General features: G+C 62.9%; 19 protein-coding genes. 4 read left to right on the top strand and 15 right to left on the bottom strand.

Features of this window, described 5'->3' with window-relative positions; all coding sequences use genetic code 11:
- Nucleotide 1: 1 nt before the first annotated feature.
- From nuoJ to AACG97_RS18635, 11 genes are all read right to left on the bottom strand, one after another.
- Nucleotides 2–502 (bottom strand): NADH-quinone oxidoreductase subunit J, encoded by a 501-nt coding sequence (gene nuoJ, locus AACG97_RS18685; RefSeq protein ID WP_009686420.1) that lies wholly within the window; start codon nt 500–502, stop codon nt 2–4.
- A 10-nt stretch (nt 503–512) separates the two neighbouring features.
- Nucleotides 513–1,061: an NADH-quinone oxidoreductase subunit NuoI gene (gene nuoI / locus AACG97_RS18680; RefSeq protein WP_016488223.1), complete on the bottom strand. Its 549-nt coding sequence runs from the start codon at nt 1,059–1,061 to the stop codon at nt 513–515.
- A gap of 11 nt (nt 1,062–1,072) precedes the next feature.
- Nucleotides 1,073–2,080 carry an NADH-quinone oxidoreductase subunit NuoH gene (gene nuoH, locus AACG97_RS18675; protein ID WP_029886631.1) on the bottom strand — a complete coding sequence of 336 codons (1,008 nt, stop codon included), beginning with the start codon at nt 2,078–2,080 and terminating at the stop codon, nt 1,073–1,075.
- Nucleotides 2,077–4,791, bottom strand: a complete 2,715-nt coding sequence (gene nuoG / locus AACG97_RS18670) for an NADH-quinone oxidoreductase subunit NuoG (protein ID WP_225786087.1) — start codon at nt 4,789–4,791, stop codon at nt 2,077–2,079. The genes nuoH and nuoG overlap by 4 nt, the downstream gene beginning before the upstream one ends.
- Nucleotides 4,792–4,923: 132 nt before the next feature.
- Entirely contained in the window at nt 4,924–6,285 is a 1,362-nt protein-coding gene (nuoF, locus tag AACG97_RS18665; protein ID WP_009686424.1) for an NADH-quinone oxidoreductase subunit NuoF, read from the bottom strand.
- The gene (nuoE, locus tag AACG97_RS18660) at nt 6,282–6,779 is read right to left on the bottom strand and encodes an NADH-quinone oxidoreductase subunit NuoE (RefSeq protein ID WP_003251433.1); all 498 of its coding nucleotides are present in this window, start codon (nt 6,777–6,779) and stop codon (nt 6,282–6,284) included. The genes nuoF and nuoE overlap by 4 nt, the downstream gene beginning before the upstream one ends.
- 2 nt (nt 6,780–6,781) lie before the next feature.
- Entirely contained in the window at nt 6,782–8,563 is a 1,782-nt protein-coding gene (gene nuoC, locus AACG97_RS18655; RefSeq protein WP_197886286.1) for an NADH-quinone oxidoreductase subunit C/D, read from the bottom strand.
- 79 nt (nt 8,564–8,642) lie between these two features.
- Complete coding sequence (locus tag AACG97_RS18650) at nt 8,643–9,320, bottom strand: NuoB/complex I 20 kDa subunit family protein (RefSeq protein ID WP_003251429.1); 678 nt, start codon at nt 9,318–9,320, stop codon at nt 8,643–8,645.
- 9 nt (nt 9,321–9,329) lie between these two features.
- A complete protein-coding gene (locus AACG97_RS18645) occupies nt 9,330–9,743 on the bottom strand; it encodes an NADH-quinone oxidoreductase subunit A (protein WP_003251427.1) in 414 nt (137 codons plus the stop codon).
- Between the two features lie 1,025 nt (nt 9,744–10,768).
- Nucleotides 10,769–12,094 (bottom strand): isocitrate lyase, encoded by a 1,326-nt coding sequence (aceA, locus tag AACG97_RS18640; protein WP_232555015.1) that lies wholly within the window; start codon nt 12,092–12,094, stop codon nt 10,769–10,771.
- Between the two features lie 489 nt (nt 12,095–12,583).
- Entirely contained in the window at nt 12,584–13,348 is a 765-nt protein-coding gene (locus AACG97_RS18635) for a secretin N-terminal domain-containing protein (protein WP_197886666.1), read from the bottom strand.
- A gap of 267 nt (nt 13,349–13,615) precedes the next feature.
- On the opposite strand from AACG97_RS18635, the gene AACG97_RS18630 reads away from it, so the two are divergent.
- Nucleotides 13,616–15,058, top strand: a complete 1,443-nt coding sequence (locus tag AACG97_RS18630) for a SulP family inorganic anion transporter (protein WP_009684217.1) — start codon at nt 13,616–13,618, stop codon at nt 15,056–15,058.
- Nucleotides 15,059–15,176: 118 nt separating this feature from the next.
- On the opposite strand, the gene fusA is transcribed toward AACG97_RS18630, so the two are convergent.
- Entirely contained in the window at nt 15,177–17,288 is a 2,112-nt protein-coding gene (fusA, locus tag AACG97_RS18625; protein WP_029885292.1) for an elongation factor G, read from the bottom strand.
- A gap of 73 nt (nt 17,289–17,361) precedes the next feature.
- Nucleotides 17,362–17,787 carry a hypothetical protein gene (locus tag AACG97_RS18620; RefSeq protein ID WP_009684215.1) on the bottom strand — a complete coding sequence of 142 codons (426 nt, stop codon included), beginning with the start codon at nt 17,785–17,787 and terminating at the stop codon, nt 17,362–17,364.
- A gap of 243 nt (nt 17,788–18,030) precedes the next feature.
- Here AACG97_RS18620 and AACG97_RS18615 point away from each other — a divergent pair, with 243 nt between their 5' ends.
- Nucleotides 18,031–18,333, top strand: a complete 303-nt coding sequence (locus tag AACG97_RS18615; protein ID WP_029885291.1) for a hypothetical protein — start codon at nt 18,031–18,033, stop codon at nt 18,331–18,333.
- A 3-nt stretch (nt 18,334–18,336) separates the two neighbouring features.
- Here AACG97_RS18615 and AACG97_RS18610 read toward each other — a convergent pair whose 3' ends face one another.
- Both AACG97_RS18610 and gcvA read right to left on the bottom strand, forming a co-directional pair.
- On the bottom strand, nt 18,337–19,587 hold the full coding sequence (locus AACG97_RS18610; protein ID WP_029885290.1) for a 2-aminoadipate transaminase: 1,251 nt from the start codon (nt 19,585–19,587) through the stop codon (nt 18,337–18,339).
- Nucleotides 19,588–19,712: 125 nt separating this feature from the next.
- On the bottom strand, nt 19,713–20,609 hold the full coding sequence (gene gcvA, locus AACG97_RS18605; protein ID WP_029885289.1) for a transcriptional regulator GcvA: 897 nt from the start codon (nt 20,607–20,609) through the stop codon (nt 19,713–19,715).
- A gap of 256 nt (nt 20,610–20,865) precedes the next feature.
- Here gcvA and AACG97_RS18600 point away from each other — a divergent pair, with 256 nt between their 5' ends.
- Both AACG97_RS18600 and AACG97_RS18595 read left to right on the top strand, forming a co-directional pair.
- Nucleotides 20,866–22,248, top strand: a complete 1,383-nt coding sequence (locus AACG97_RS18600; RefSeq protein WP_009684211.1) for an amino acid permease — start codon at nt 20,866–20,868, stop codon at nt 22,246–22,248.
- A 57-nt stretch (nt 22,249–22,305) separates the two neighbouring features.
- A complete protein-coding gene (locus tag AACG97_RS18595; RefSeq protein WP_144188691.1) occupies nt 22,306–22,803 on the top strand; it encodes a PaaI family thioesterase in 498 nt (165 codons plus the stop codon).
- Nucleotides 22,804–22,962 lie beyond the last annotated feature (159 nt).

Genomic DNA, 22,962 nt, shown 5'->3' with positions numbered 1-22,962 from the left:
TTTACTCCTTCGCCTCGTTGCGGCCCAGGTGGAAGGCGGTCACAGCTGCCGCCAGCAGCAGCATCGACGCCAGTTCGACCACCAGCAGGTAGGGGCCGAACAGGCTGACCCCCACGGCTTTCGGGCCCACGGTGGTACCGCTGATGCCGGCGCCGCTCGGGGTGACGAACAGCACGTACAGCAGCTCTGCCAGCAGCAGGGCGCCAAGGATGACCGGCCCGGCCCAGATGCCGGGCTTGAGCCAGCCGCGCTCCTGGGCCACCGAAGCCGGCCCGAGGTTGAGCATCATCACCACGAACACGAACAGCACCATGATGGCGCCGGCGTAGGCGATCACTTCCAGGGCACCGGCGAACGGTGCACCCAGGGAGAAGAAGATCATGGCCACGGAAATCAGCGAAATGATCAGGTAAAGCAAGGCGTGCACGGGGTTGGTGCCGGTCACCACCCGAAGGGTGGACACCACGGCGATCCCGGATGCGAAGTAGAAAGCGAATTCCATCTTTCTGTCCTTATGGGAGCAAGCTCTTCACGTTGATCGGCTCGGCTTCGTTCTGTGCAGCGCCTTTCGGCTTGCCAGCGATGGCCATACCCGCAACACGGTAGAAGTTGTAGTCAGGGTTCTTGCCGGGGCCGGAGATCAGCAGATCTTCTTTCTCGTACACCAGGTCCTGACGCTTGAACTCGGCCATTTCGAAATCCGGAGTCAGCTGGATCGCGGTGGTCGGGCACGCTTCTTCACACAGGCCGCAGAAGATGCAGCGTGAGAAGTTGATGCGGAAGAACTCCGGGTACCAGCGGCCGTCCTCGGTTTCGGCTTTCTGCAGCGAGATGCAGCCGACCGGGCAGGCCACCGCGCAGAGGTTGCACGCTACGCAGCGCTCCTCGCCGTCGGGGTCGCGGGTGAGCACGATGCGGCCGCGGTAGCGCGGCGGCAGGTACACGGGCTCTTCGGGGTACTGCAGGGTGTCGCGTTTGCGAAACCCGTGGGAGAACACCATGGCCAGGCTGCGCAGCTGGGTGCCGGTGCCTTTAACGATGTCGCCGATATACTTGAACATGGGTCAAATCCTCACTGGGCCGCGACGGCTGGCGTGTTGTAGAGCACGAGCGCAGCGGTCACCAGCAAATTGATCAGGGTCAGCGGCAGGCAGAACTTCCAGCTGAAGTCCATCACCTGGTCATAGCGTGGGCGCGGGATCGAGGCGCGCAGCAGGATGAACAGCATGATGAAGAACGCGGTCTTCAATGCGAACCACAGGAACGGCAGTTGCGGCAGGATGCCGAACGGGCCGTGCCAGCCGCCGAAGAACAGGGTTACCAGCAGCGCCGAGATGAGGATGATGCCGATGTACTCACCGACGAAGAACATGCCCCACTTCATGCCGGCATACTCGATGTGGTAGCCGTCGGCCAGTTCCTGTTCCGCTTCCGGCTGGTCGAACGGGTGACGGTGAGTCACGGCCACGCCAGCGATGAAGAAGGTGCAGAAGCCGAAGAACTGCGGAATGATGAACCACAGGTTCTGCGCCTGGTACTCGACGATGTCGCGCATGTTGAACGAACCCACCTGCACCACCACGCCCATCAGCGCCAGGCCCAGGAACACTTCGTACGACACGGTCTGTGCCGAAGCCCGCAAGCTGCCCAACAGGGCGTACTTGTTGTTCGACGACCAGCCGGCAAACAGCACCGCGTAGACCGACAGGCCGGCCATGGCGAAGAAGAACAGCAGGCCGATGTTCAGGTCGGCGACGCCCCAGCCCGGGGTGATCGGGATGATCGAGAAGCCGATCAGCAGGGCGCTCATGGCCACGACTGGCGCCAGGGTGAAGATCATCTTGTCGACGAAGGGCGGGTTCCAGTCTTCCTTGAAGAACATCTTCAGCATGTCGGCTGCGATCTGGAACATGCCGAACGGGCCGACACGGTTCGGACCGTAGCGGTCCTGCCACCAGCCCAGCAAGCGGCGTTCGACGAAGCTGAGCAGCGCGCCGCAGACCACCACGGCCAACAGCACCACGATAGCCTTGACGACCTGGATGATCACATCGATCACTTCGGGGGTGAACCAGCTCATTGTGCTGCCTCCTGCAGACCTTCGACGGGTGCACCGAAGATGGCAGGCGGAATGCCGGCCAGGCCTTTCGGCAGCGCGACCAGGCCAGCGCCCAGCTCTTCATTGATACGCAGCGGCAGGCGCAGGGCCACACCGGCAACGGTCAGGCTCAGCAGCGCACCTTCGTTGACGCCCAGGCGGTCGGCCTCGGACTTGGCCAGGGCCACGTAGGCCGCCGGAATACGCTGTTGCACCGGGGCGGCGCGCGAGGAGCTTTCTTCACTGCCGAACAGGTGGAAGAACGGCACCGTCGTCCAGGTGCCACGGGCCGGGTTGAAGGCGCCCGGAATGGCGCTGAACCAGTTCAGGCGGTCGCCTTGCGACTCGATCAGGCGCACGCCCGGGTCACCAGCACGCAGGTGGCCACCGACCTCGTCCTGGAACTTGTTCCAGGCTTGCGGCGAGTTCCAGCCCGGCGACCAGGCGAACGGCACCTGCTGGCGCGGTTCGGCCGAACCCGAGTAGCCTTCCATGGAGAAGGCGAACGCGGTGTCCTTGTCTTGCGGGGTACGTGGCTCGTGCACGCTGATGTTGGCGCGCATGGCGGTACGGCCGGAGTAGCGCAGCGGCTCGCGGGCCAGCTTCATGCCCTTGATGCGGAACGCGGCGCTTGGCGCGGCATTGACGATGCCGGCCAGTTGCGGCGCGGCAGCCGCACAGGCGCTGGTGACGTGGTCCAGTTGCGTCCAGTCGACCGGCTTGTTCAGCAGGGTGGCACGCAGGGCGTGCATCCAGCGCCAGCCTTCGTGGATCTGGATGCTGCTGTCCAGGTACTGCGGGTCGAACACCTGGAAGAAGCGCTGGGCACGGCCTTCCTGGCTGACCAGGGTACCGTCGCCTTCGGCGAACGAGGCGGCCGGCAACACCAGGTGGGCGCGGTCGACCGTCGGGGTTTTCGAGTGGTCGGCGACGATCACCACTTTGGCGGCCGCCAGGGCTGCGTCGACCTTGGCAGCCGCTACGCGGGCGTACAGGTCGTTTTCCAGCACCACGATCGCATCGGCTTTGCCGCTGATGACGGCGTCCAGCGCGGCATCCACCGACTCGCCACCGAGCATGGCCAGGCCGATGCTGTTGGCCTCTGGCACCACCAGGCTCAGGGAGCCGTTTTTCTCGCGCAGCTTCAGGGCCTTGGCGATGTTGGCGGCGGCTTCGATCAGGGCCGGGTCGGCCAGCGAAGTGCCCGCTACCACCAATGGGCGCTTGGCGGCCACCAGGGCGTCGGCGATGCGCTGGGCCAGGGCTTTGGCTTCGGCGTCCAGGCCTTCGACAGCCGGGGCGCTCGGGTCGATGGCGTGAGCCACGGCGAAGCCGAGGCGGGCCAGGTCGGCGGGGGCTGCGTGTACACACTCTTCCGCCACGTCGTCCAGCTTGGTTTGCGCCAGCGAAGCGATGAACAGCGGGTACAGCGCGTGCTGGCCGATGTTCTTCACGGCAGCGTCGAGCCAAGGCTGCACCTTCATCGCTTCGGCCATGGCCTCGGCCTTGCCCTTGGTCGCCTGGCGCACAGCCAGGGCGACGCGGGCAGCGGTCTGGGTCAGGTCTTCACCCAGCACGAACACGGCGTCGTGGTCTTCGATATCGCGCAGGGTCGGCACCGGCAGCGGGCTGTTGTTCAGCACGTCCAGGGCCAGGCGTACCCGGGCCAGCTCGCCAGCTTCCATGCCCGAGTAGAAGTACTCGGCACCGACCAGCTCACGCAGGCCGTAGTTGCTTTCGAGGCTGGCACGTGGCGAACCGATGCCGACGATGGTGCGGCCGCGCAGCAGGTCGGCGGCCTTGTCCAGGGCGGCGTCCAGGCCCAGCTTGGTGCCGTCGGCCAGTTGTGGCTGGCGCGGGCGGTCCGTGCGGTTGACGTAACCGTAGCCAAAGCGGCCGCGGTCGCACAGGAAGTACTGGTTCACCGAACCGTTGAAGCGGTTTTCGATACGGCGCAGCTCGCCATAGCGCTCGCCTGGGCTGATGTTGCAGCCGCTGGAGCAGCCATGGCAGATGCTCGGGGCAAACTGCATGTCCCACTTCCGGTTGTAGCGCTCGGAGTGGGTCTTGTCGGTGAACACGCCCGTTGGGCAGACTTCGGTCAGGTTGCCGGAGAACTCGCTTTCCAGCACGCCGTCTTCGACGCGACCGAAGTACACGTTGTCGTGGGCGCCGTAGACACCCAGGTCGGTCCCGCCGGCGTAGTCCTTGTAGTAGCGCACGCAGCGATAGCAGGCGATGCAGCGGTTCATCTCATGGGCGATGAACGGGCCGAGGTCCTGGTTCTGGTGGGTACGCTTGGTGAAACGGTAGCGGCGCTCGTTGTGGCCGGTCATTACCGTCATGTCCTGCAGGTGGCAGTGACCGCCTTCCTCGCACACCGGGCAGTCGTGCGGGTGGTTGGTCATCAGCCATTCGACGACGCTGGCGCGGAACGCCTTGGACTCTTCATCGTCGATGGAGATCCAGGTGCCGTCGGAAGCAGGGGTCATGCAGGACATAACGATACGACCACGGGTGTCGTTCTCGTCGGTGTACTGCTTGACCGCGCACTGCCGGCAGGCACCCACGCTACCAAGCGCGGGGTGCCAGCAGAAATAAGGGATGTCGAGGCCGAGTGACAGACACGCCTGTAACAGGTTGTCAGCACCGTTGACTTCGAGCGCTTTGCCGTCTACGTGGATAGTGGCCATTGTTCAAAGTTCTTCGTTGGCCCGCGTGAGCGGGCGTGGCTAATGGAAATCGGTGAGCCTGCGGCACGCCACGAGTCATTCGGGCCTGCCGGCGGGCTGGCGGGTGGCACGGACCACCCGCGTTCTATCTTTTTATGCGCCGACCACAATCGGCTTCGCCAGGTTCGGGCGCAGGGTGCCAGCGCTTTCAGGCGCCACACCGGCCTCGAACTCCGAACGGAAGTATTTGATGGCACTGCCCAATGGCTCGACGGCACCCGGTGCGTGAGCACAGAAGGTACGGCCTGGGCCGAGGAAGTTGACCAGCCCCAGCAGCGTCTCGATGTCTTCGGCGCGGCCCTGGCCGTTTTCCAGTGCGCGCAGCATTTTCACGCTCCACGGCAGGCCGTCACGGCAAGGGGTGCACCAGCCACACGACTCGCGGGCGAAGAACTCTTCCATGTTGCGCAGCAGCGACACCATGTTGACGCTGTCGTCTACCGCCATGGCCAGGCCCGTACCCATGCGGGTGCCGACCTTGGCGATGCCACCGGCGTACATCTGCGCGTCGAGGTGCTCGGGCAGCAGGAAGCCGGTACCGGCGCCGCCTGGCTGCCAGCACTTGAGCTTGAAGCCGTCACGCATGCCACCGGCGTAGTCCTCGAACAGCTCGCGGGCGGTAACGCCGAACGGCAGCTCCCACAGGCCCGGGTTCTTGACCTTGCCGGAGAAGCCCATCAGCTTGGTGCCGTGGTCTTCGCTGCCTTCACGGGCCAGCGACTTGTACCAGTCGTTGCCGTTGGCGACGATGGCTGGCACGTTGCACAGGGTTTCGACGTTGTTCACGCAGGTCGGTTTGCCCCATACACCCACGGCAGCAGGGAAGGGCGGTTTGGAGCGCGGGTTGGCGCGGCGGCCTTCCAGCGAGTTGATCAGCGCGGTTTCTTCACCGCAGATGTAGCGCCCGGCACCGGTGTGCACGAACAGCTCGAAATCGAAACCGCTGCCCAGGATGTTCTTGCCCAAAAGGCCTGCGGCCTTGGCTTCATCGATGGCGCGGTTGAGATTCTTCGCGGCGGTAGTGTATTCGCCGCGCAGGAAGATGTAGCCGCGGTAGGCCTTCAGGGCGCGGGCGCTGATCAGCATGCCCTCCACCAGCAGATGGGGCTGTTGCTCCATCAGCATGCGGTCCTTCCAGGTGTTGGGCTCCATTTCGTCCGCGTTGCACAGCAGGTAGCGGATGTTCATGGATTCGTCTTTGGGCATCAGGCCCCACTTCACCCCGGTGGGGAAGCCGGCGCCACCACGGCCCTTGAGGCCGGAGTCCTTGACGCTTTGCACGATATCGTCGGCGGACATGTCTGCCAGCGCCTTGCGCGCGGCGGCGTAGCCGTTCTTCGATTCATACTCGGCCAGCCATACCGGTTCGCCGTCGTCACGCAGGCGCCAGGTCAGCGGGTGGGTTTCGGCCGTGCGCGCGATGCGATTGGCCGGGCCGAAGGAAGTAATGGTCATACGTAACCCTCCAGCAGTTTGGAAACGCCAGCCGGCTGCACGTCACCGAAGGTGTCGTCGTCGATCATCAGCGCCGGGGCTTTGTCGCAGTTGCCCAGGCAGCATACCGGCAGCAGGGTGAAGCGGCCGTCTGCGGTAGTCTGGCCAAGGCCGATGCCCAGTTCGCTCTGGATCTGGCTGACCACCGATTCGTGGCCGCCGATGTAGCAGACCATGCTGTCGCACACGCGGATGATGTGGCGGCCGACTGGCTGGCGGAAAATCTGGCTGTAGAAGGTGGCTACACCTTCGACGTCGCTGGCCGGAATGCCCAGCACTTCGCCGATGGCGTGAATGGCGCCGTCCGGCACCCAGCCGCGTTCCTTCTGAACGATCTTCAGGGCTTCGATGGACGCCGCGCGCGGGTCCTCGTAGTGGTGCATTTCGTGCTCGATGGCCGAGCGCTCGGTTTCGCTCAGGGCGAAACGGTCTGTCTGGATAAGCGTGCTGTTCATGCTTAGCGGTCCACGTCAGCCATAACGAAGTCGATACTGCCCAGGTACGCAATGAGGTCGGCGACCATGCTGCCTTTGATCACCGATGGGATCTGCTGCAGGTGCGGGTAGCTCGGGGTACGGATCCGGGTGCGGTAGCTCATGGTGCCGCCATCGCTCGTCAGGTAGTAACTGTTGATGCCCTTGGTCGCCTCGATCATCTGGAACGACTCGTTGGCCGGCATCACCGGGCCCCACGAGACTTGCAGGAAGTGCGTGATCAGGGTTTCGATGTGCTGCAGGGTGCGCTCTTTCGGCGGCGGCGTGGTCAGCGGGTGATCCGCCTTGTACGGGCCTTCCGGCATGTTGCGCAGGCACTGGTCGATGATGCGGATACTCTGGCGCATCTCCTCGACACGGACCATGCAGCGATCGTAGGCATCGCCGTTGTGGGCCAGCGGTACTTCGAACTCGAAGTTCTCGTAGCCGGAGTAAGGGCGGGATTTGCGCAGGTCGAAGTCGCAACCGGTGGCGCGCAGGCCGGCACCGGTGGTGCCCCAGGCCAGTGCTTCCTTGGTGTTGTAGGCAGCGACGCCGATGGTACGGCCCTTGAGGATGCTGTTCTGCAAGGCCGCCTTGGTGTACTCGTCGAGGCGCTTGGGCAGCCATTCGACGAAGTCCTTGACCAGCTTGTCCCAGCCGCGCGGCAGGTCGTGGGCGACGCCACCGATACGGTACCAGGCCGGGTGCAGGCGGAAACCGGTGATCGCCTCGATCACGGTGTAGGCGCGCTGGCGGTCGGTGAAGGTGAAGAACACCGGGGTCATGGCACCCACGTCCTGAATATAGGTGCCCAGGAACAGCAGGTGGCTGGTGATGCGGAAGAACTCGGCGAGCATGATGCGGATCACGTCGACCTTCTGCGGCACCTGGATGCCGGCCAGCTTCTCCACCGCGAGCACGTACGGCAGGTTGTTCATCACCCCGCCGAGGTAGTCGATACGGTCGGTGTAGGGGATGAAGCTGTGCCAGGACTGGCGCTCGGCCATTTTCTCGGCGCCACGGTGGTGGTAGCCAATGTCCGGTACGCAGTCGACGATCTCTTCACCGTCCAGCTGCAGCACGATACGGAATGCACCGTGCGCCGAAGGGTGGTTGGGGCCGAGGTTGAGGAACATGTAGTCCTCGTTGGCGCCCTGACGCTTCATGCCCCAGGCTTCGGGGTTGAAGCGCGCCGATTCCTCTTCGAGCTGCTGCTTGGCCAGGGTCAGGCTGTACGGGTCGAACTCGGTGGCACGCGCCGGGTAGTCCTTGCGCAGCGGGTGGCCTTCCCAGGTGGGGGGCATCATGATGCGGCTGAGGTGCGGGTGGCCGGCAAAGTCGATGCCGAACATGTCCCAGACTTCGCGCTCGTACCAGTTGGCGTTCGGCCAGATGCTGGTCACCGACGGCAGGTTGAGGTCGCCTTCGCTGAGCGACACCTTGATCATCACGTCGCTGTTACGCTCGACCGACAGCAGGTGGTAGAACACGCTGAAGTCGGCGGCTGGCAGGCCGCGGCGCTGGGTACGCAGGCGTTCGTCGACGCCGTGCAGGTCGTACAGCATGCTGTACGGCTTGGCCACGCCACGCAGGAAGCTCAGCACTTCCTTGAGTTGGGCGCGCTTGACCCACAGCACGGGCATGCCGGTGCGGGTTTCCTGGGCGACGAATGCTTCGGCGCCAAAACGGTTGTGCAGTTCGACGACCACATCCTGGTCGTCAGCCTTGTAGGGCGGAATGAAAATAGCGTTGTCCGCTGTCATGGTCTCGGTCGCTTTGGGTCAACGTTAAGAATGAAGCCAGGCCGCCGGCTCCATGGGGAGCGGGCGGCAGGTCGCTGGATCAGACTTCGTCGGGGCTGCGCAGGTTGGTTACGGCAATGCGCTGCTCACGACGCAAGTCTTTCTGGGCTGGCATCTCGGCACGGTAAATACCTTGATCACCAACAACCCAGGAAAGCGGGCGTCGTTCTTGGCCGATCGACTCCTGCAGCAGCATCAAGCCTTGCAGGAAAGCCTCAGGGCGTGGCGGGCAGCCAGGCACATAGACGTCCACGGGGAGGAACTTGTCGACCCCCTGAACGACCGAGTAGATGTCGTACATGCCACCGGAGTTGGCGCACGACCCCATGGAGATCACCCACTTGGGCTCGAGCATCTGCTCGTACAGGCGCTGGATGATCGGCGCCATTTTCACGAAGCAGGTACCGGCAATGACCATGAAGTCGGCCTGACGCGGCGAAGCCCTGATGACTTCGGCGCCGAAGCGGGCGATGTCGTGGGGTGCCGTGAAGGCCGTGGTCATTTCCACGTAGCAGCAGGACAGGCCGAAGTTGTACGGCCACAGTGAGTTCTTGCGACCCCAGTTGACCGCGCCACGCAGCACATCTTCGAGCTTGCCCATGAAGATGTTCTTGTGGACCTGGTCCTCCAGCAGCTGATCGGTGACGGTTTCCCGTTCACCGACCGGGTACTGCTCGTTGGGCGCATCCGGATCGATTCTGGTGAGATTGTATTGCATGCCAAAGCCTCATTGTTTCAGCTTCGCTTGCCGCTTGCGGCGACCTTCGGGAGCCCAATCAAGTGCCCCGACGCGCCATAGGTAGACAAGACCTGCCAACAGAATTGCTATGAAAACGAGTGCTTCGACGAACCCGGTCCAGCCGCTTTCGCGGACGGACACAGACCATGCAAAGAGAAAGAGGGCTTCGATATCGAAGATCACGAACAGCATCGCGACCAGATAGAATTTGGCGGACAGGCGCAGGCGGGCGCTGCCGACGGGCAGCATGCCGGATTCGAAGGGTTCGTTCTTGGCGCGGCCCCATGCCTTGCTACCGAGCAGGCTGGACAGGCCGAGCATGAAGGCGCACAGGCCGACGACACCCAGGAGGAAGATGGCAAAGCCCCAGTTGTGGGCGATGAGTCCTGCCGAATCGGACATGCTAGAAATCCTTATACAGAGACCCAGCTCTGCAGTCTGAAATAAGTGTAGAGCGGCGACCTGGTGTCGCACATGCAGTGACCAAATGTCGCAGCTGAATCAATCGCGCTGATTTTATGGGTAAACCTGGTGCAAGTAAAATTTCTGTAGCAAATTTATCCGTAGGATTTAGTGCAACAGCAGCGCGTAAATGGCTGAAAGCCTTGAAATTCGGGCATTGCGTGCGCTTTTGTTAATTATGTTTCTTGCGAGTGGTAACGAATTACAAGTTTCGTAATGATAATTAATATCATTTGACCTGATGCCATTTAATTGGGCTGTTCTGAGCCTTGTAAAGTTCATCTGGCGAGTCCCCCTACTTGTAAATGCGAAAGGGCCGTGTTCTAGCAGCTTTGCGCGGCGGTTGCACCGCTCTGGGTCAATACTTTAGTGGTTGGGTCATGACTGGCTGATGAAGCGGCCGGCCAGTGCTGCCCTGGGTGCGGTGCTGCCACAAGCATAGACGTGATTGTGGGGTTTGTTGGGCTGGTGTGGGTCGCGTGAGGGCTGCCATTAGTATGGCGAAAGGAATGCAGCGCCTGTGAGATCGAGCGCCGCCCGCGCGGCGCATCGCCGGCAAGCCGGCTCCCACATCTGTTTCGAGCCAATGATGCCTGTGTGATTTGCGCGCGCCCCCTCTGGCGCATGGCTCGATACCGCGCCGTATGTGCTAGGCGGTCGCCTGCGCTGGCCCAGGATGGACTGGCCCGAAACAGATGTGGGAGCCGGCAAGCTGAACTGGCATGCAGCACAGAGGCACCCCTGATAGGCACGATTCGTCTGTAGGAGCGGCCTTGTGTCGCGAAAGGGCCGCAGAGCGGCCCCGGCAATTTTGCGGTGGCGCACAGATCCCGGGGGCGCTACGCACCCCTTTCGCGACACAAGGCCGCTCCTACAGGGTTCATCCGCGAAAGGGCCGGTACCGGCAAAAACAAAGGCCCGGCGCTTTTACAAGCGCCGGGCCTTCTTTCAACCGCAAGCCACTATCAGTGGAATTGCTCTTCTTCGGTCGAACCCGTCAGTGCAGTCACCGACGAAGCCCCACCCTGAATCACAGTGGTCATGTCGTCGAAGTAGCCAGTACCCACTTCCTGCTGGTGCGCCACGAAGGTGTAGCCCTTGCTGGCGTCAGCGAATTCCTGCTCCTGCAGCTTCACATAGGCGGTCATGTCGTTGCGGGCGTAGTCGTGCGCCAGGTTGAACATGCCGTGCCACATGTTGTGGATGCCGGCCAGGGTGATGAACTGGTGTTTGTAGCCCATGGCCGACAGTTCGCGCTGGAACTTGGCAATGGTGGCGTCGTCCAGGTTCTTCTTCCAGTTGAAGGAAGGCGAGCAGTTGTACGACAGGATCTGGTCCGGGTACTCCTTCTTGATCGCTTCGGCGAAGCGGCGGGCTTCGTCCAGGTCCGGTTTGGCAGTCTCGCACCAGATCAGGTCGGCATACGGCGCGTAGGCCAGGCCGCGGGCGATGGCCTGGTCGAGGCCGGCGCGTACCTTGTAGAAGCCTTCGCGGGTGCGCTCGCCAATCACGAACGGCTGGTCGTACGGGTCGCAGTCGCTGGTCAGCAAGTCGGCGGCGTTGGCGTCGGTACGGGCCAGGATAATGGTCGGCACACCCGACACGTCAGCAGCCAGGCGCGCGGCCACCAGCTTCTGCACGGCTTCCTGGGTCGGTACCAGTACCTTGCCACCCATGTGGCCGCACTTTTTCACCGAGGCCAGCTGGTCTTCGAAGTGCACGCCGGCGGCGCCTGCTTCGATCATGTTCTTCATCAGCTCGTAGGCGTTCAGTACGCCGCCGAAACCGCCTTCAGCGTCAGCCACGATCGGCGCGAAGTAGTCGATGTAGCCTTCGTCGCCCGGGTTCTTGCCCGCTTTCCACTGGATCTGGTCAGCGCGGCGGAACGCATTGTTGATGCGCTTGACCACGGTCGGTACCGAGTCGACCGGGTACAGCGACTGGTCCGGGTACATGGACTCGGCCGAGTTGTTGTCGGCGGCAACCTGCCAGCCGGACAGGTAGATGGCCTGGATGCCGGCTTTTACCTGCTGGACTGCCTGGCCGCCAGTCAGGGCGCCCATGCAGTTGACGAAGTCTTTCTCAGGGCGGAAGGACGGGTGGGCACCTTCGGTGACCAGCTTCCACAGTTTCTCTGCACCCTGGCGGGCAAAGGTGTGCTCGGGTTGCACGGAGCCACGCAGGCGAACGACATCAGCGGCGGTGTAGGTACGGGTCACGCCTTTCCAGCGCGGGTTCTCGGCCCAGTCTTTCTCGAGGGCTGCAATTTGCTGTTCGCGTGTCAGTGCCATGGAAATAAACCTCGTCGCATCGATCTTGAGTTAATTGTGCTGATGCTCGGAGCAGATCAGGTGCCTGGCGGCTGTCCTGTTCGCAGGTGTGCGGCGGCGAACGCGAAGGCTCGAAGGGGAAGGAGAGTGCAGGCCAGGCAGAGGCGCCCCGGCAGGTCGGCTCGTGGATGCCTAACTGCGGTGCTACGCGATTGCCAGTACTGCGGTGATGCGCTTCCGTCCCTCGGGACAACTTCTTCGTTGCAGTCGCAATCCCGTCGAACCGCCTTGTGGGCCGTATAGACACAAGGCGCCTCCGGGGGTGGGAGGAGCGCGCCTCGAAGGCCCTTGCCAGGGCCCCTGATTAGCGGGAGCGAGGCCATCATGCCCTTGGGAAAAACACCCTGTCAAATGTTTTGTAGTGGTTTTTTGTGCTTACTACATCTTTGGTCTAATACGACTTGTCAGTCAGTTTCAAGGCCTTTGGTCGAGGCCTTGAACTGCCTGGGATCAGTCCATTACGTCGACTTTTACCCGCACAGTCATGTTTTCCCCGCGCTGGGTGCTGTAACTGCGGTTAGCGGGGCTGCGGTCGGCTTGGCTCTGCTGGTTGTAGCCTGCTAGTGTGAGCCACTCGCCGAGCTTGCCGGTGATAGTTGTGTCGGTGCTTTGCACTTTCACTACATCTGCACGTTCGTTGCTCATGCGGTCATTATTGCTGCTGATTTGCAGGCGGACCGTATCGCCGCTCACGCTTGGGGTTACATAAAAACCTTGGGTCACGTTGCGGTATTCGGTGTTGCTCTGGAGGCGCCCGTAGCCGTCGGTGCTGGTGCTGGTAACCGGGATGCTCTGGCCAACCTGGATGAGTGCTGGCTGGCCTTCGCTGGCCTGAACTTGCTGCATGCCACCGTCGCGGTTGCTGGTGCCGTAGCGAATGACCTGGCCGTTGCCCCGGTTGTCCTGGAAGTTGCTGTCGTTGTTGTCAACGCTGATCAGCAGGCGCTTGGGCGCGGTATCCAGCTGCTGCAGCAAGGCACGCAGGTCGTCGATGCGCTCGGGGCTGGCGTTGACGATCAGCTTGTTCTCGAAGGCGCTGACCGTGCCGTCTTTGGCGATGAATGCCTGTGCGGCAGGCAGCAGTTCGGCACTGCTGCGGTGCTGCAGCGGCAATACCTCGGTGGCGGCCTGGGCGGTGAGGCTGGCGGCCAGCAGCAGGGCGGCGCATAGGGGGCGTAGCGGCATGTCCATGATCTCCGCAGGTGGGGTTGCCATGATGGCAAAGGCGTCCTGCCTGTGCTGGATGCACATCAAAAACTGCCTTTTATCCTGGCTTTATCCAGGAAACTATAAATTATAGTCAGCCAGATAATTGCAGATAATCGCCCTCCACAGGCCTTGCCAGGGAGCCTGAGAGCCCTTCGGCTACATTGCGCGGTGGCTGCTTTCAGACAAATTCCGTAACATCCCGCCTTCGATTTTTGCCCGCTCTAAAGGCCGTACAGGTGCCCCAGCTGTTGTCCGGCTAATTACAGGATGCCCATGAAACACACCCGACTACGCGCCGACCTGCTCGCCGGCCTGACCACTTCGTTCGCCTTGGTGCCCGAGTGCATCGCCTTTGCCCTGGTGGCCCACCTTAACCCGCTGATGGGCCTGTACGGTGCGTTCATCATTTGCACCTTGACCGCACTGTTCGGCGGTCGGCCGGGCATGATTTCCGGGGCTGCCGGCTCGATGGCGGTGGTGATCGTGGCGCTGGTGGTGCAGCACGGCGCGCAATACCTGCTGGCAACGGTGCTGCTGGGCGGGGTGGTGATGATTCTGTTCGGCCTGCTGCGCCTGGGCAAGCTGGTGCGCCTGGTGCCGTACCCGGTCATGCTGGGCTTCGTCAACGGCCTGGCCATTGTCATTGCCATGGCCCAGCTGGAGCATTTCAAAAACGGTGAGCACTGGCTCAGTGGTACGCCGCTGTACCTGATGATTGGCCTGGTGGCGCTGACCATGGCGGTGGTCTACCTCTTGCCGAAGCTCACCCGCGCCGTACCGCCGGCACTGGTGGCGATTCTTGGCGTTGGCTTGCTGGTGTACCTGCTCGGCTTGCCCACCCGCACCTTGGGTGACATGGCGCACATCGCTGGCGGCTTGCCGGGGCTGGCGCTGCCGGATGTGCCGTGGAACCTGGAAACCCTCAAGATCATCGCCCCCTACGCGGTGCTGATGGCCATGGTCGGCCTGCTGGAAACCCTACTCACGCTGAACCTGACCGACGAAATCACCGAAAGCCGCGGCTACCCGGACCGCGAGTGCGTGGCATTGGGCGCCGCGAACATGGTGTCGGGCCTGTGCGGTGGCATGGGGGGTTGCGCGATGATCGGGCAAACGGTGATCAACCTGAGCTCCAATGGCCGTGGCCGGCTGTCGGGTGTGGTAGCCGGGGTGATGATTCTGCTGTTCGTGTTGTTCCTGTCGCCTTTGATCGAGCGTATTCCCCTGGCGGCGCTGGTTGGCGTGATGTTCGTGGTGGCCCAGCAGACCTTTGCCTGGGCGTCCTTGCGGGTGTTGCACAAGGTGCCGGTCAACGATGTGCTGGCGATCATCGCGGTGACCGTGGTCACGGTGTTTACCGACCTGGCCATGGCAGTGCTATTCGGCATCGTGATCGCGGCGCTGAACTTTGCCTGGCAGCATGCCCGGGAGTTGTACGCCGACAGCCATGAAGACGCCGATGGCGGCAAACACTATCAGGTCCATGGCACGCTGTTCTTCGCCTCGACCACTTCATTTCTCGACCAGTTCGATGCCGCCAGCGACCCGGCCCAGGTCACGCTGGACTGCCAGCACCTGAGCTTTGTCGATTACTCGGCGGTTGCCGCACTGCAGACCTTGCGCGAGCGTTATGCCAAGGCGGGCAAGCACCTGCGCGTGGTGCATCTGTCGGAGCGGTGCAAGAAGCTGTTGAAGCGGGCAGGGGAGCAGCACTGAGAAAGGTTATTGTCTGTGCTGGCCTCTTCGCGGGCTCGCCCGCTCCCACAGGAATGGCGCAGGCGCTGCCCCAGTGGGAGCGGGCGTGCCCGCGAAGAGGCCGGTACAGGCGAATGAATCACTCCCCGCGGTTCTTCTTGACGATGCCATCGGCGATGCTGGCTGGGGCCTCGGCATAGCGGGTGAACTCCATCGAGAAGCTGGCCCGGCCCTGGGTCATCGAGCGCATCGAGGTGGCGTAGCCGAACATTTCGCCCAACGGCACCTCGGCGCGGATCACCTTGCCTGCCGGGGTTTCGTCGCCGTCCTGGATCATGCCCCGGCGCCGGCTCAGGTCGCCCAGGATGTCGCCCTGGTATTCCTCGGGGGTGACCACCTCCACCTTCATCACCGGCTCCAGCAGTACCGCGCCGCCTTTTTGCGACAGTTGCTTGGTGGCCATCGACGCTGCGATCTTGTAGGCCATCTCGTTGGAGTCCACATCGTGGTACGAGCCGTCATACACCGCTGCCTTCAGGTTGATCAGCGGGTAGCCGGCCAGCACGCCGTTCTTCATCTGTTCTTCGATACCTTTCTGGATAGCCGGGATGTATTCGCGTGGCACCACGCCGCCGACGATCTCGTTGACGAACTCCAGGCCTTCCTTGCCTTCGTCACCGGGGGCGAAGCGGATCCAGCAATGCCCGTACTGGCCGCGGCCGCCGGACTGGCGGACGAAGCGGCCCTCGATCTCGCAGGTGTTGCGGATTTTCTCGCGGTAGGCCACCTGCGGCTTGCCGATATTGGCCTCGACGTTGAATTCACGGCGCATGCGGTCGACGATGATGTCCAGGTGCAACTCGCCCATGCCGGAGATGATGGTCTGGCCGGTTTCTTCGTCGGTGCGCACGCGGAATGACGGGTCTTCCTGGGCCAGTTTGCCCAGGGCGATGCCCATTTTTTCCTGGTCGGCCTTGGTTTTCGGTTCCACGGCCACGGAAATCACCGGGTCGGGGAAGTCCATGCGTTCCAGGATGATTGGCTTGTCCATGTCGCACAGGGTGTCGCCGGTGGTCACGTCCTTCATGCCGATGAGGGCAGCGATGTCACCGGCGCATACGTCCTTGATCTCCGCGCGCTGGTTGGCATGCATCTGCACCATGCGGCCGATGCGCTCTTTCTTGCCCTTGACCGAGTTGAGCACGGCATTGCCGGAGCTGAGCACCCCGGAGTACACCCGGGCGAAGGTCAGGGTGCCGACGAACGGGTCGGTGGCGATCTTGAAGGCCAGGGCCGAGAACGGCTCCTTGTCGTCGGCGTGGCGTTCCAGGTGCTTGTTTTCGTCGTCGGGGTCGGTGCCCTTGATTGCCGGGATTTCCGACGGGGCAGGCAGGTAATCGATCACCGCATCGAGCATCAGCGGCACGCCCTTGTTCTTGAACGAGGAACCGAGGATGGTGGGTACGATTTCGTTGTTCAGGGTGCGTTTGCGCAGGCCGGCCTTGATTTCTTCGATGCTCAGTTCTTCGCCCTCAAGAAACTTCTCGGTCAGTTCGTCATCGGCCTCAGCCGCGGCCTCCACCATCTTCGCGCGCCATTCATCGGCCAGCGCCTTGAGCTCGGCAGGTATCTCTTCTTCGCGATAGCTGGTGCCGTTATCGGCATCGTTCCAGTAGATAGCTTTCATCTTCACCAGGTCGATCTGGCCGATGAAATGCTCTTCACTGCCAATGGCCAGCTGGATCGGTACCGGGTGGTGGCCCAGGCGCTGGTCGATCTGTTTGACCACCCGCAGGAAGTCGGCGCCCTGGCGATCCATCTTGTTGATGTAGGCCAGGCGCGGCACATGGTACTTGTTGGCCTGGCGCCAGACCGTTTCGGACTGGGGCTCGACCCCGTCGGCGCCGCTGAAGACCACCACGGCACCATCGAGTACGCGCAGCGAGCGTTCCACTTCGATGGTGAAGTCGACGTGGCCGGGGGTGTCGATGATGTTGAACCGGTACTTGTCGGCGAACTGCTTGGTCGAGCCTTGCCAGAAGGCCGTGGTCGCCGCCGAGGTGATGGTGATGCCGCGCTCTTGCTCCTGGGCCATCCAGTCCATGGTCGCGGCGCCATCGTGCACCTCGCCCATCTTGTGGTTGACCCCGGTGTAGAACAGGATCCGCTCGGTAGTCGTGGTCTTGCCGGCGTCGACGTGGGCGACGATGCCGATGTTGCGGTACAGCTCGATGGGCGTTGTGCGGGCCATGGCGGACTACCTGCGGCTGGGCGGATTCCACCACGTTAGCAGACCCGTGGAATCCTGCCGTGCCGCCGGGCTGTCAGTCGGCCTGGGCCTGCAGCAGCCACTGGCCATCCACTTCGCGAGCCAGGCCACACGCCGGTAGCAAAGCCAGCAAGCGTGGGTGCAGGCCGGCTTCGGTGAAGGTCTTGAGCGTGGCCAGGTCCAGCGCGCCGATCAGGTTCAGGTCGGCCTTGGTATAGGACAGCCAGGCTTTCTTCAGCACCTGGGCCACATCGCTGCCGGCGGTGCTGGCGAAACGGCGGTGCCACGGGCGGCCGTCGAAGGTGAAGGTGTGCGCGTGGCTATAGGTGCTGGGGTCGGCACCTTCGACGCAGCGGTGGCAGCGGCACGGGCCCTCGCCGAAAGCGTTGCGCAGGTAGCTGTTGAAGTCCACCACCGGCTTGAGGGACAGACGTTTGTCGACATCGAACAGGTCGGCGATCAGGGGTTCTTCGGCGCTCACTCGGGATCCTCGTGTGGTGTGGCGTGCATCGGCGGGCACCCTAACAGATCGGGGCAGCCAGATCACCTGTTGCAGGGCTGGCCTGTTCGCAGGTGAACCCGCTCCTACAGGGGCTGCAGCGTATTCAAGGGTTGTATACCTGTGGGCGCTGGCTTGCCAGCGATGAGGCCGGTAGAGACAACAGGCAACGCCTGCCGTACTCTACGCGCCCATACGCCTACCCACCCATTGAGGTAACCCCGCTTGAGCACCCAGTACCCGTACATCGCCACCGTCACCATCAGCGCCGAGGACCGTGGGGGCGATACCGAGGCATCGGAAAACCCCGGTATGCGCGTTGGCCTGGAGGCGGTGACCGAAACCCTGAAAAAGGTGCATTTCGTCGGTACGCTCGCGGCGCCTGAAAAGAATGCCACGCACATTTGCGTCACCCTGGAGAACGGCCTGACCTACTACGGCCCGATCGTCAATGGCCATGCCGAACTCGAAGGCGGCTGGATCGCGTTCGAGTCCGACATGCTCACCCCGGCAGAACTGGGCCTGTAACGCTCAGTTCAACTCCGCCAGGCACTGCTCGAGGATATCCAGCCCTTCTTCGAGCACCTCGGCCTCGATGGTCAGCGGTGCCAGCAGGCGGATGATGTGCCGCGCCTTGCCGCTGGGCATCAGCAGCAGGCCTTTGGCGCGCGCCGCGTCCAGCACCTTGGCCAGTTGCGCCGGCGCCGGGCTGCCGTCTGCATTGACGAATTCAATGCCGCGCATGGCGCCCACCCCGGTCAGGCGCCCGATGAACGGGTACAGGCCCGAGGCCGTCCAACGCTGGTGGCGGCTGACGATGGCCTGCTCCTGGCGCTCACCCCAGGTAGCCACGTTCTCGTCGGTCATCTGCGCCAGGCTGGCCAGTGCTGCCGCACAGGCAATGGGGTTGCCCGAGTAGGTGCCGCCGAGGCCGCCCTTGGGTAATGACCCCATCAGGTCCTTGCGCCCGACCACCGCACCCAAGGGCATGCCGCCGGCAATGCTCTTGGCCAGCAACAGCAGGTCGGGCTCGAGCCCCAGGCGCGGGAAGGCGAAGCGCTGGCCGGTGCGGCCAAAGCCTGACTGGATCTCGTCGATGATGATCAGGATGCCGTGCTGGTCGCAGAAGCGGCGCAGGGCCTGGGCGAAGGCCGGGTCGAGGGCCAGGAAACCACCTTCTCCCTGCACTGGCTCAAAAATGAACGCCGCCACGTCTTCCACGGCCAACTCGACGCTGAACAGGCGGTCCATGGCCTTGAGTGCCTGTTCGCAGGTGACCCCGGTGTCGGCGCTCGGGTAGGGCAGGTGGTAGACCGGCCCGGGCAGCTCGCCGACCCGTTGCTTGTACGGGGCGACCTTGCCGTTGAGGTTCAGGGTAGCCAGGGTGCGGCCGTGGAAGCCCCCGTCGAAGGCGATGATGGCCCGTTTACCGGTGGCGCCACGGGCCACTTTCAGGGCGTTTTCCGCGGCTTCCGCGCCGCTGTTGGTGAGCATGCCGGCCAGCGGGTAGCTGACCGGTACGAACTGGCTCAGTTGCTCCATCAGCGCCAGGTACGGACCATGGGGGGCGGCGTTGAAGGCATAGTGAGTGAGGCGGGTGGCCTGGGCCTGGATAGCCTCGACCACGGCCGGGTTGCAGTGGCCCAGGTTGAGCACGCCGATACCGCCGACAAAGTCGATGTAACGTTTGCCGTCAGTGTCCCAGACTTCGGCATTGCGGCCATGGGAAAGTGTGATTGGGTGAACGATGGCAATCGACTGGCTGATACTTTCCTGGTTCATGACGCACGCGGACCTTGTTCGAGTTTCTTATTATCCAAACGTGTTCGCAGGTTATTCCGCAAACGAATTATTCGATTGCGGTCATTCCATGGATTCGTGATCTGGCCGATACTTCGCCATTCAAATCAATCCCCCTCAGCTACCCGCTCCCGTATCCACTGCACAAAAGCCCTTATCTTGGGCACTTCGGCGGCATGTTCGGCATGCGCGATGAAGTGCCGGCCATTGCTCGGCACCGGGTGGTCCCAGGCCACCACCAGCTTGCCTTCGCTCAATTCCTCGGCCACCAGGTAGCGCGGGATCAGGGCGATGCCACAACCGGCGATGGCCGCGCGGATGCACAGGTAGAAGGTGTCGAAACGCGGCCCGTGGTAGCTGTTCTGGCTGTGCAAGCCCAGCCCCAGGAACCACTCATGCCAGGCTTCGGGCCGCGACACGCACTGCAACAGGCGGTGCTCGGTCAGCGCCTGGGCACTGTCGAAAGGGTGGCTGGCCACTAGCTGCGGGCTGCACACCGGCACGACCTCTTCACTGAACAATTCGATGCAGGTTGCCCCGGGCCAGGTGCCCTGGCCGAAGAAAAAGGCGATGTCGGCCTTGGCCTGGACCAGGTCGAACGGCTCCAGCTCGTTGCGTATGTCCAGGTGAATACGCGGGTAGCGGTCGCCGAAGCCCTTGAGCCTGGGCACCAGCCAGCGCGCGCCGAAGGTGGGCTGGGTAGCGATGCGCAGCACTTCGGTTTCGTCGCCATAGCTGAGGATGTAGCGGCTGGAAATATCGATCTGGGTGAGGATCTTGTTCACTTCGGTGAGGTACAGGGCGCCGGCCGGGGTCAGGTGCAGGCGCCGGCGAATACGCTGGAACAGCGAGTGCGAGAGCATGTCTTCAAGCTGCGCCACCTGCTTGCTGACGGCGCTTTGGGTCAGGTGCAGCTCTTGCGCCGCACGGGTGAAGCTGAGATGGCGGGCGGCCGCTTCGAAACACTGAAGGGCGGTGGTCGAGGGCATCAGGCGTTTGGACATGACGGGCGAATACCGAGCAAAAAAGTAAGGAGTTCATTCCAAAACGGAATCATGTGTTTCGAAAAGGTCGTTTGTTGACCCCGGCCTATAGATTAATACTGACCTGGATCAACAATGACAACCGGTCATGTAAAGAGGAGGTCGTTAACCCGCTTTTGGTCTTTGCAAAACAACAACAACGCGCATCAGAAATTTAAAAGAATTCTGCTCCGACCTTCAGCCGCCATGCCGCGGCCGACCCATTCGAGGGTTCTTCATGGCTTCTCACGACAACAAGAAACAGCGCTCCTTGCAGCACGGCCTGACCTCGCGCCAGGTGTCCATGATTTCCATCGCCGGCATCATCGGCGCCGGCCTGTTCATCGGCTCGTCCAATGCCATTGCCACCGCTGGCCCGGCGATCCTCATCTCCTACGCCATGACCGGCCTGCTGGTGCTGCTGGTCATGCGCATGCTGGGTGAAATGGCCATCGCCAACCCCAACAGCGGCTCGTTCTCGACCTATGCCAGCGAGGCCATCGGCCCGTGGGCCGGGTTTACCATCGGCTGGCTGTACTGGTGGTTCTGGGTACTGATCATTCCGGTCGAAGCCATCGCCGGCGCCGACATCCTGCATGCCTACTTCCCGGGCGTGCCCTCGTGGCTGTTCGCCTTCCTGATCATGCTGGTGCTGGCGGGCACCAACCTGGTCAGCGTGAAGAACTTCGGTGCGTTCGAGTACTGGTTCGCCTTGGTCAAGGTGGTGGCGATCATTGCGTTCATCGTGGTCAGCGGGTTGGCGGTGTTCGGTTTCTGGCCGCTGGCCGAGGTGTCCGGGGTCAGCCGCCTGTGGGACCACGGCGGCTTCATGCCCAACGGCTTCGGCACCGTACTGGGTGGCGTGCTGATCACCATCTTCTCGTTCTTCGGTGCCGAAATCGTCACCATCGCCGCTGACGAAACCGCCAACCCGAAAGACAAGATCCGCCGTGCCACCAACCTGGTGGTCTACCGCATCGCCATCTTCTACCTGGCCTCGATCTTCCTGGTGGTATCGCTGGTGGCCTGGAACGACCCGGCATTGAAAGCGGTGGGTTCGTTCCAGCGGGTGCTGGAAGTGCTGAACGTGCCGGGGGCCAAGCTGCTGGTCGACCTGGTGGTGCTGGTGGCAGTGACCAGCTGCATGAACTCGGGCCTGTACACAGCCTCGCGCATGCTCTATTCGCTGGGCGCGCGTGGTCAGGCGCTGAGCATGACCAAGCGCATTTCCGGCTCTGGGGTGCCGACCGTGGCCGTGCTGTTCTCCACCTTGGCAGGCTTCGCCGGTTGCCTGGTCAACTATGTGTTCCCTGGCAAGGTGTTTGGCTTCCTGTTGTCTACCACCGGTGCCATCGCGTTGCTGGTGTACCTGGTGATCGCCGTGTCGCAACTGCGCATGCGGGCGCGCGCTGAACGCGAAGGGCGCCCGCTGGAGCTGAAAATGTGGCTGTTCCCTTACCTAACCTGGCTGGTGATCGGCACCATTGTCATGGTGCTGGGCTACATGCTGTTCAGCGATGCCTACCGCTACGAAACACTGATGACCGCCGCGGTGACCGTGTTCATCCTGCTGGTGTCGTTGACCCAGCGGCGTGGCCGCGTGGTTGCGCAGGCCGCCTGATGTTTCTGCTTTAATGGGGGCGTTGCGCGCCCCCTTTTTCATCAGCACAGGAAGCGTATGAACGACCAGCCCCTTTCACTCCAGGCCATGGCGGCACCAGACGGTACCTGCTACGGCTGCGGTTGCTCCCACCCCAGCGGGTTGCACCTGCAAAGCCATTGGCATGCCGATGGTATCCACCTGGTCTGCAGGCATGCCCCGGACAGCACCTTCAGCGGTTGGCCAGGCCTGGTGTACGGCGGCCTGCTGGCGATGCTGGTGGATTGCCATTCCAACTGGACCGCCATGGCCTACCACTACCGGCACGAAGGCCGCGCGCCGGGCAGCTTGCCGCGCATCGACTGCGTGACCGGTACGCTCAACCTGACCTACCTGAAGCCCACCCCGATGGGCTTCGAATTGCTGCTCAAGGCCCGGGTAGAAGGCGAAGTAGGGCGCAAAAGCCGGGTGATCTGTGAAGTCTGGGCTGGCGACGTGCTGACCGTGACGGCGGACTCGGTGTTCGTCCGCGTCGATACCGAGAAACTCAAGCTCAAGGCCCACGGCCAGGGCTGACCAGCGTCGGTTTCAGGATGCGCCTGGTCGCTCGTACGCAACCCTTCGGCGGCATAAGTGCCATGCTTGCAGGATGCCGTCGGACCAGCGCACGCAGATGCGCGGCCGTCGGCGAGGAGGCCGCCGCCATCGCGCAACCGTGACGTTGCCGGCGTGCCG

Source organism: Pseudomonas sp. Nvir (genome assembly GCF_963778085.1).
GTDB classification, from domain to species: Bacteria; Pseudomonadota; Gammaproteobacteria; order Pseudomonadales; family Pseudomonadaceae; genus Aquipseudomonas; species Aquipseudomonas juntendi.
Note: the sequence above shows the minus strand (reverse complement) of the source record. Positions and strands in the feature narration are given on the sequence as shown.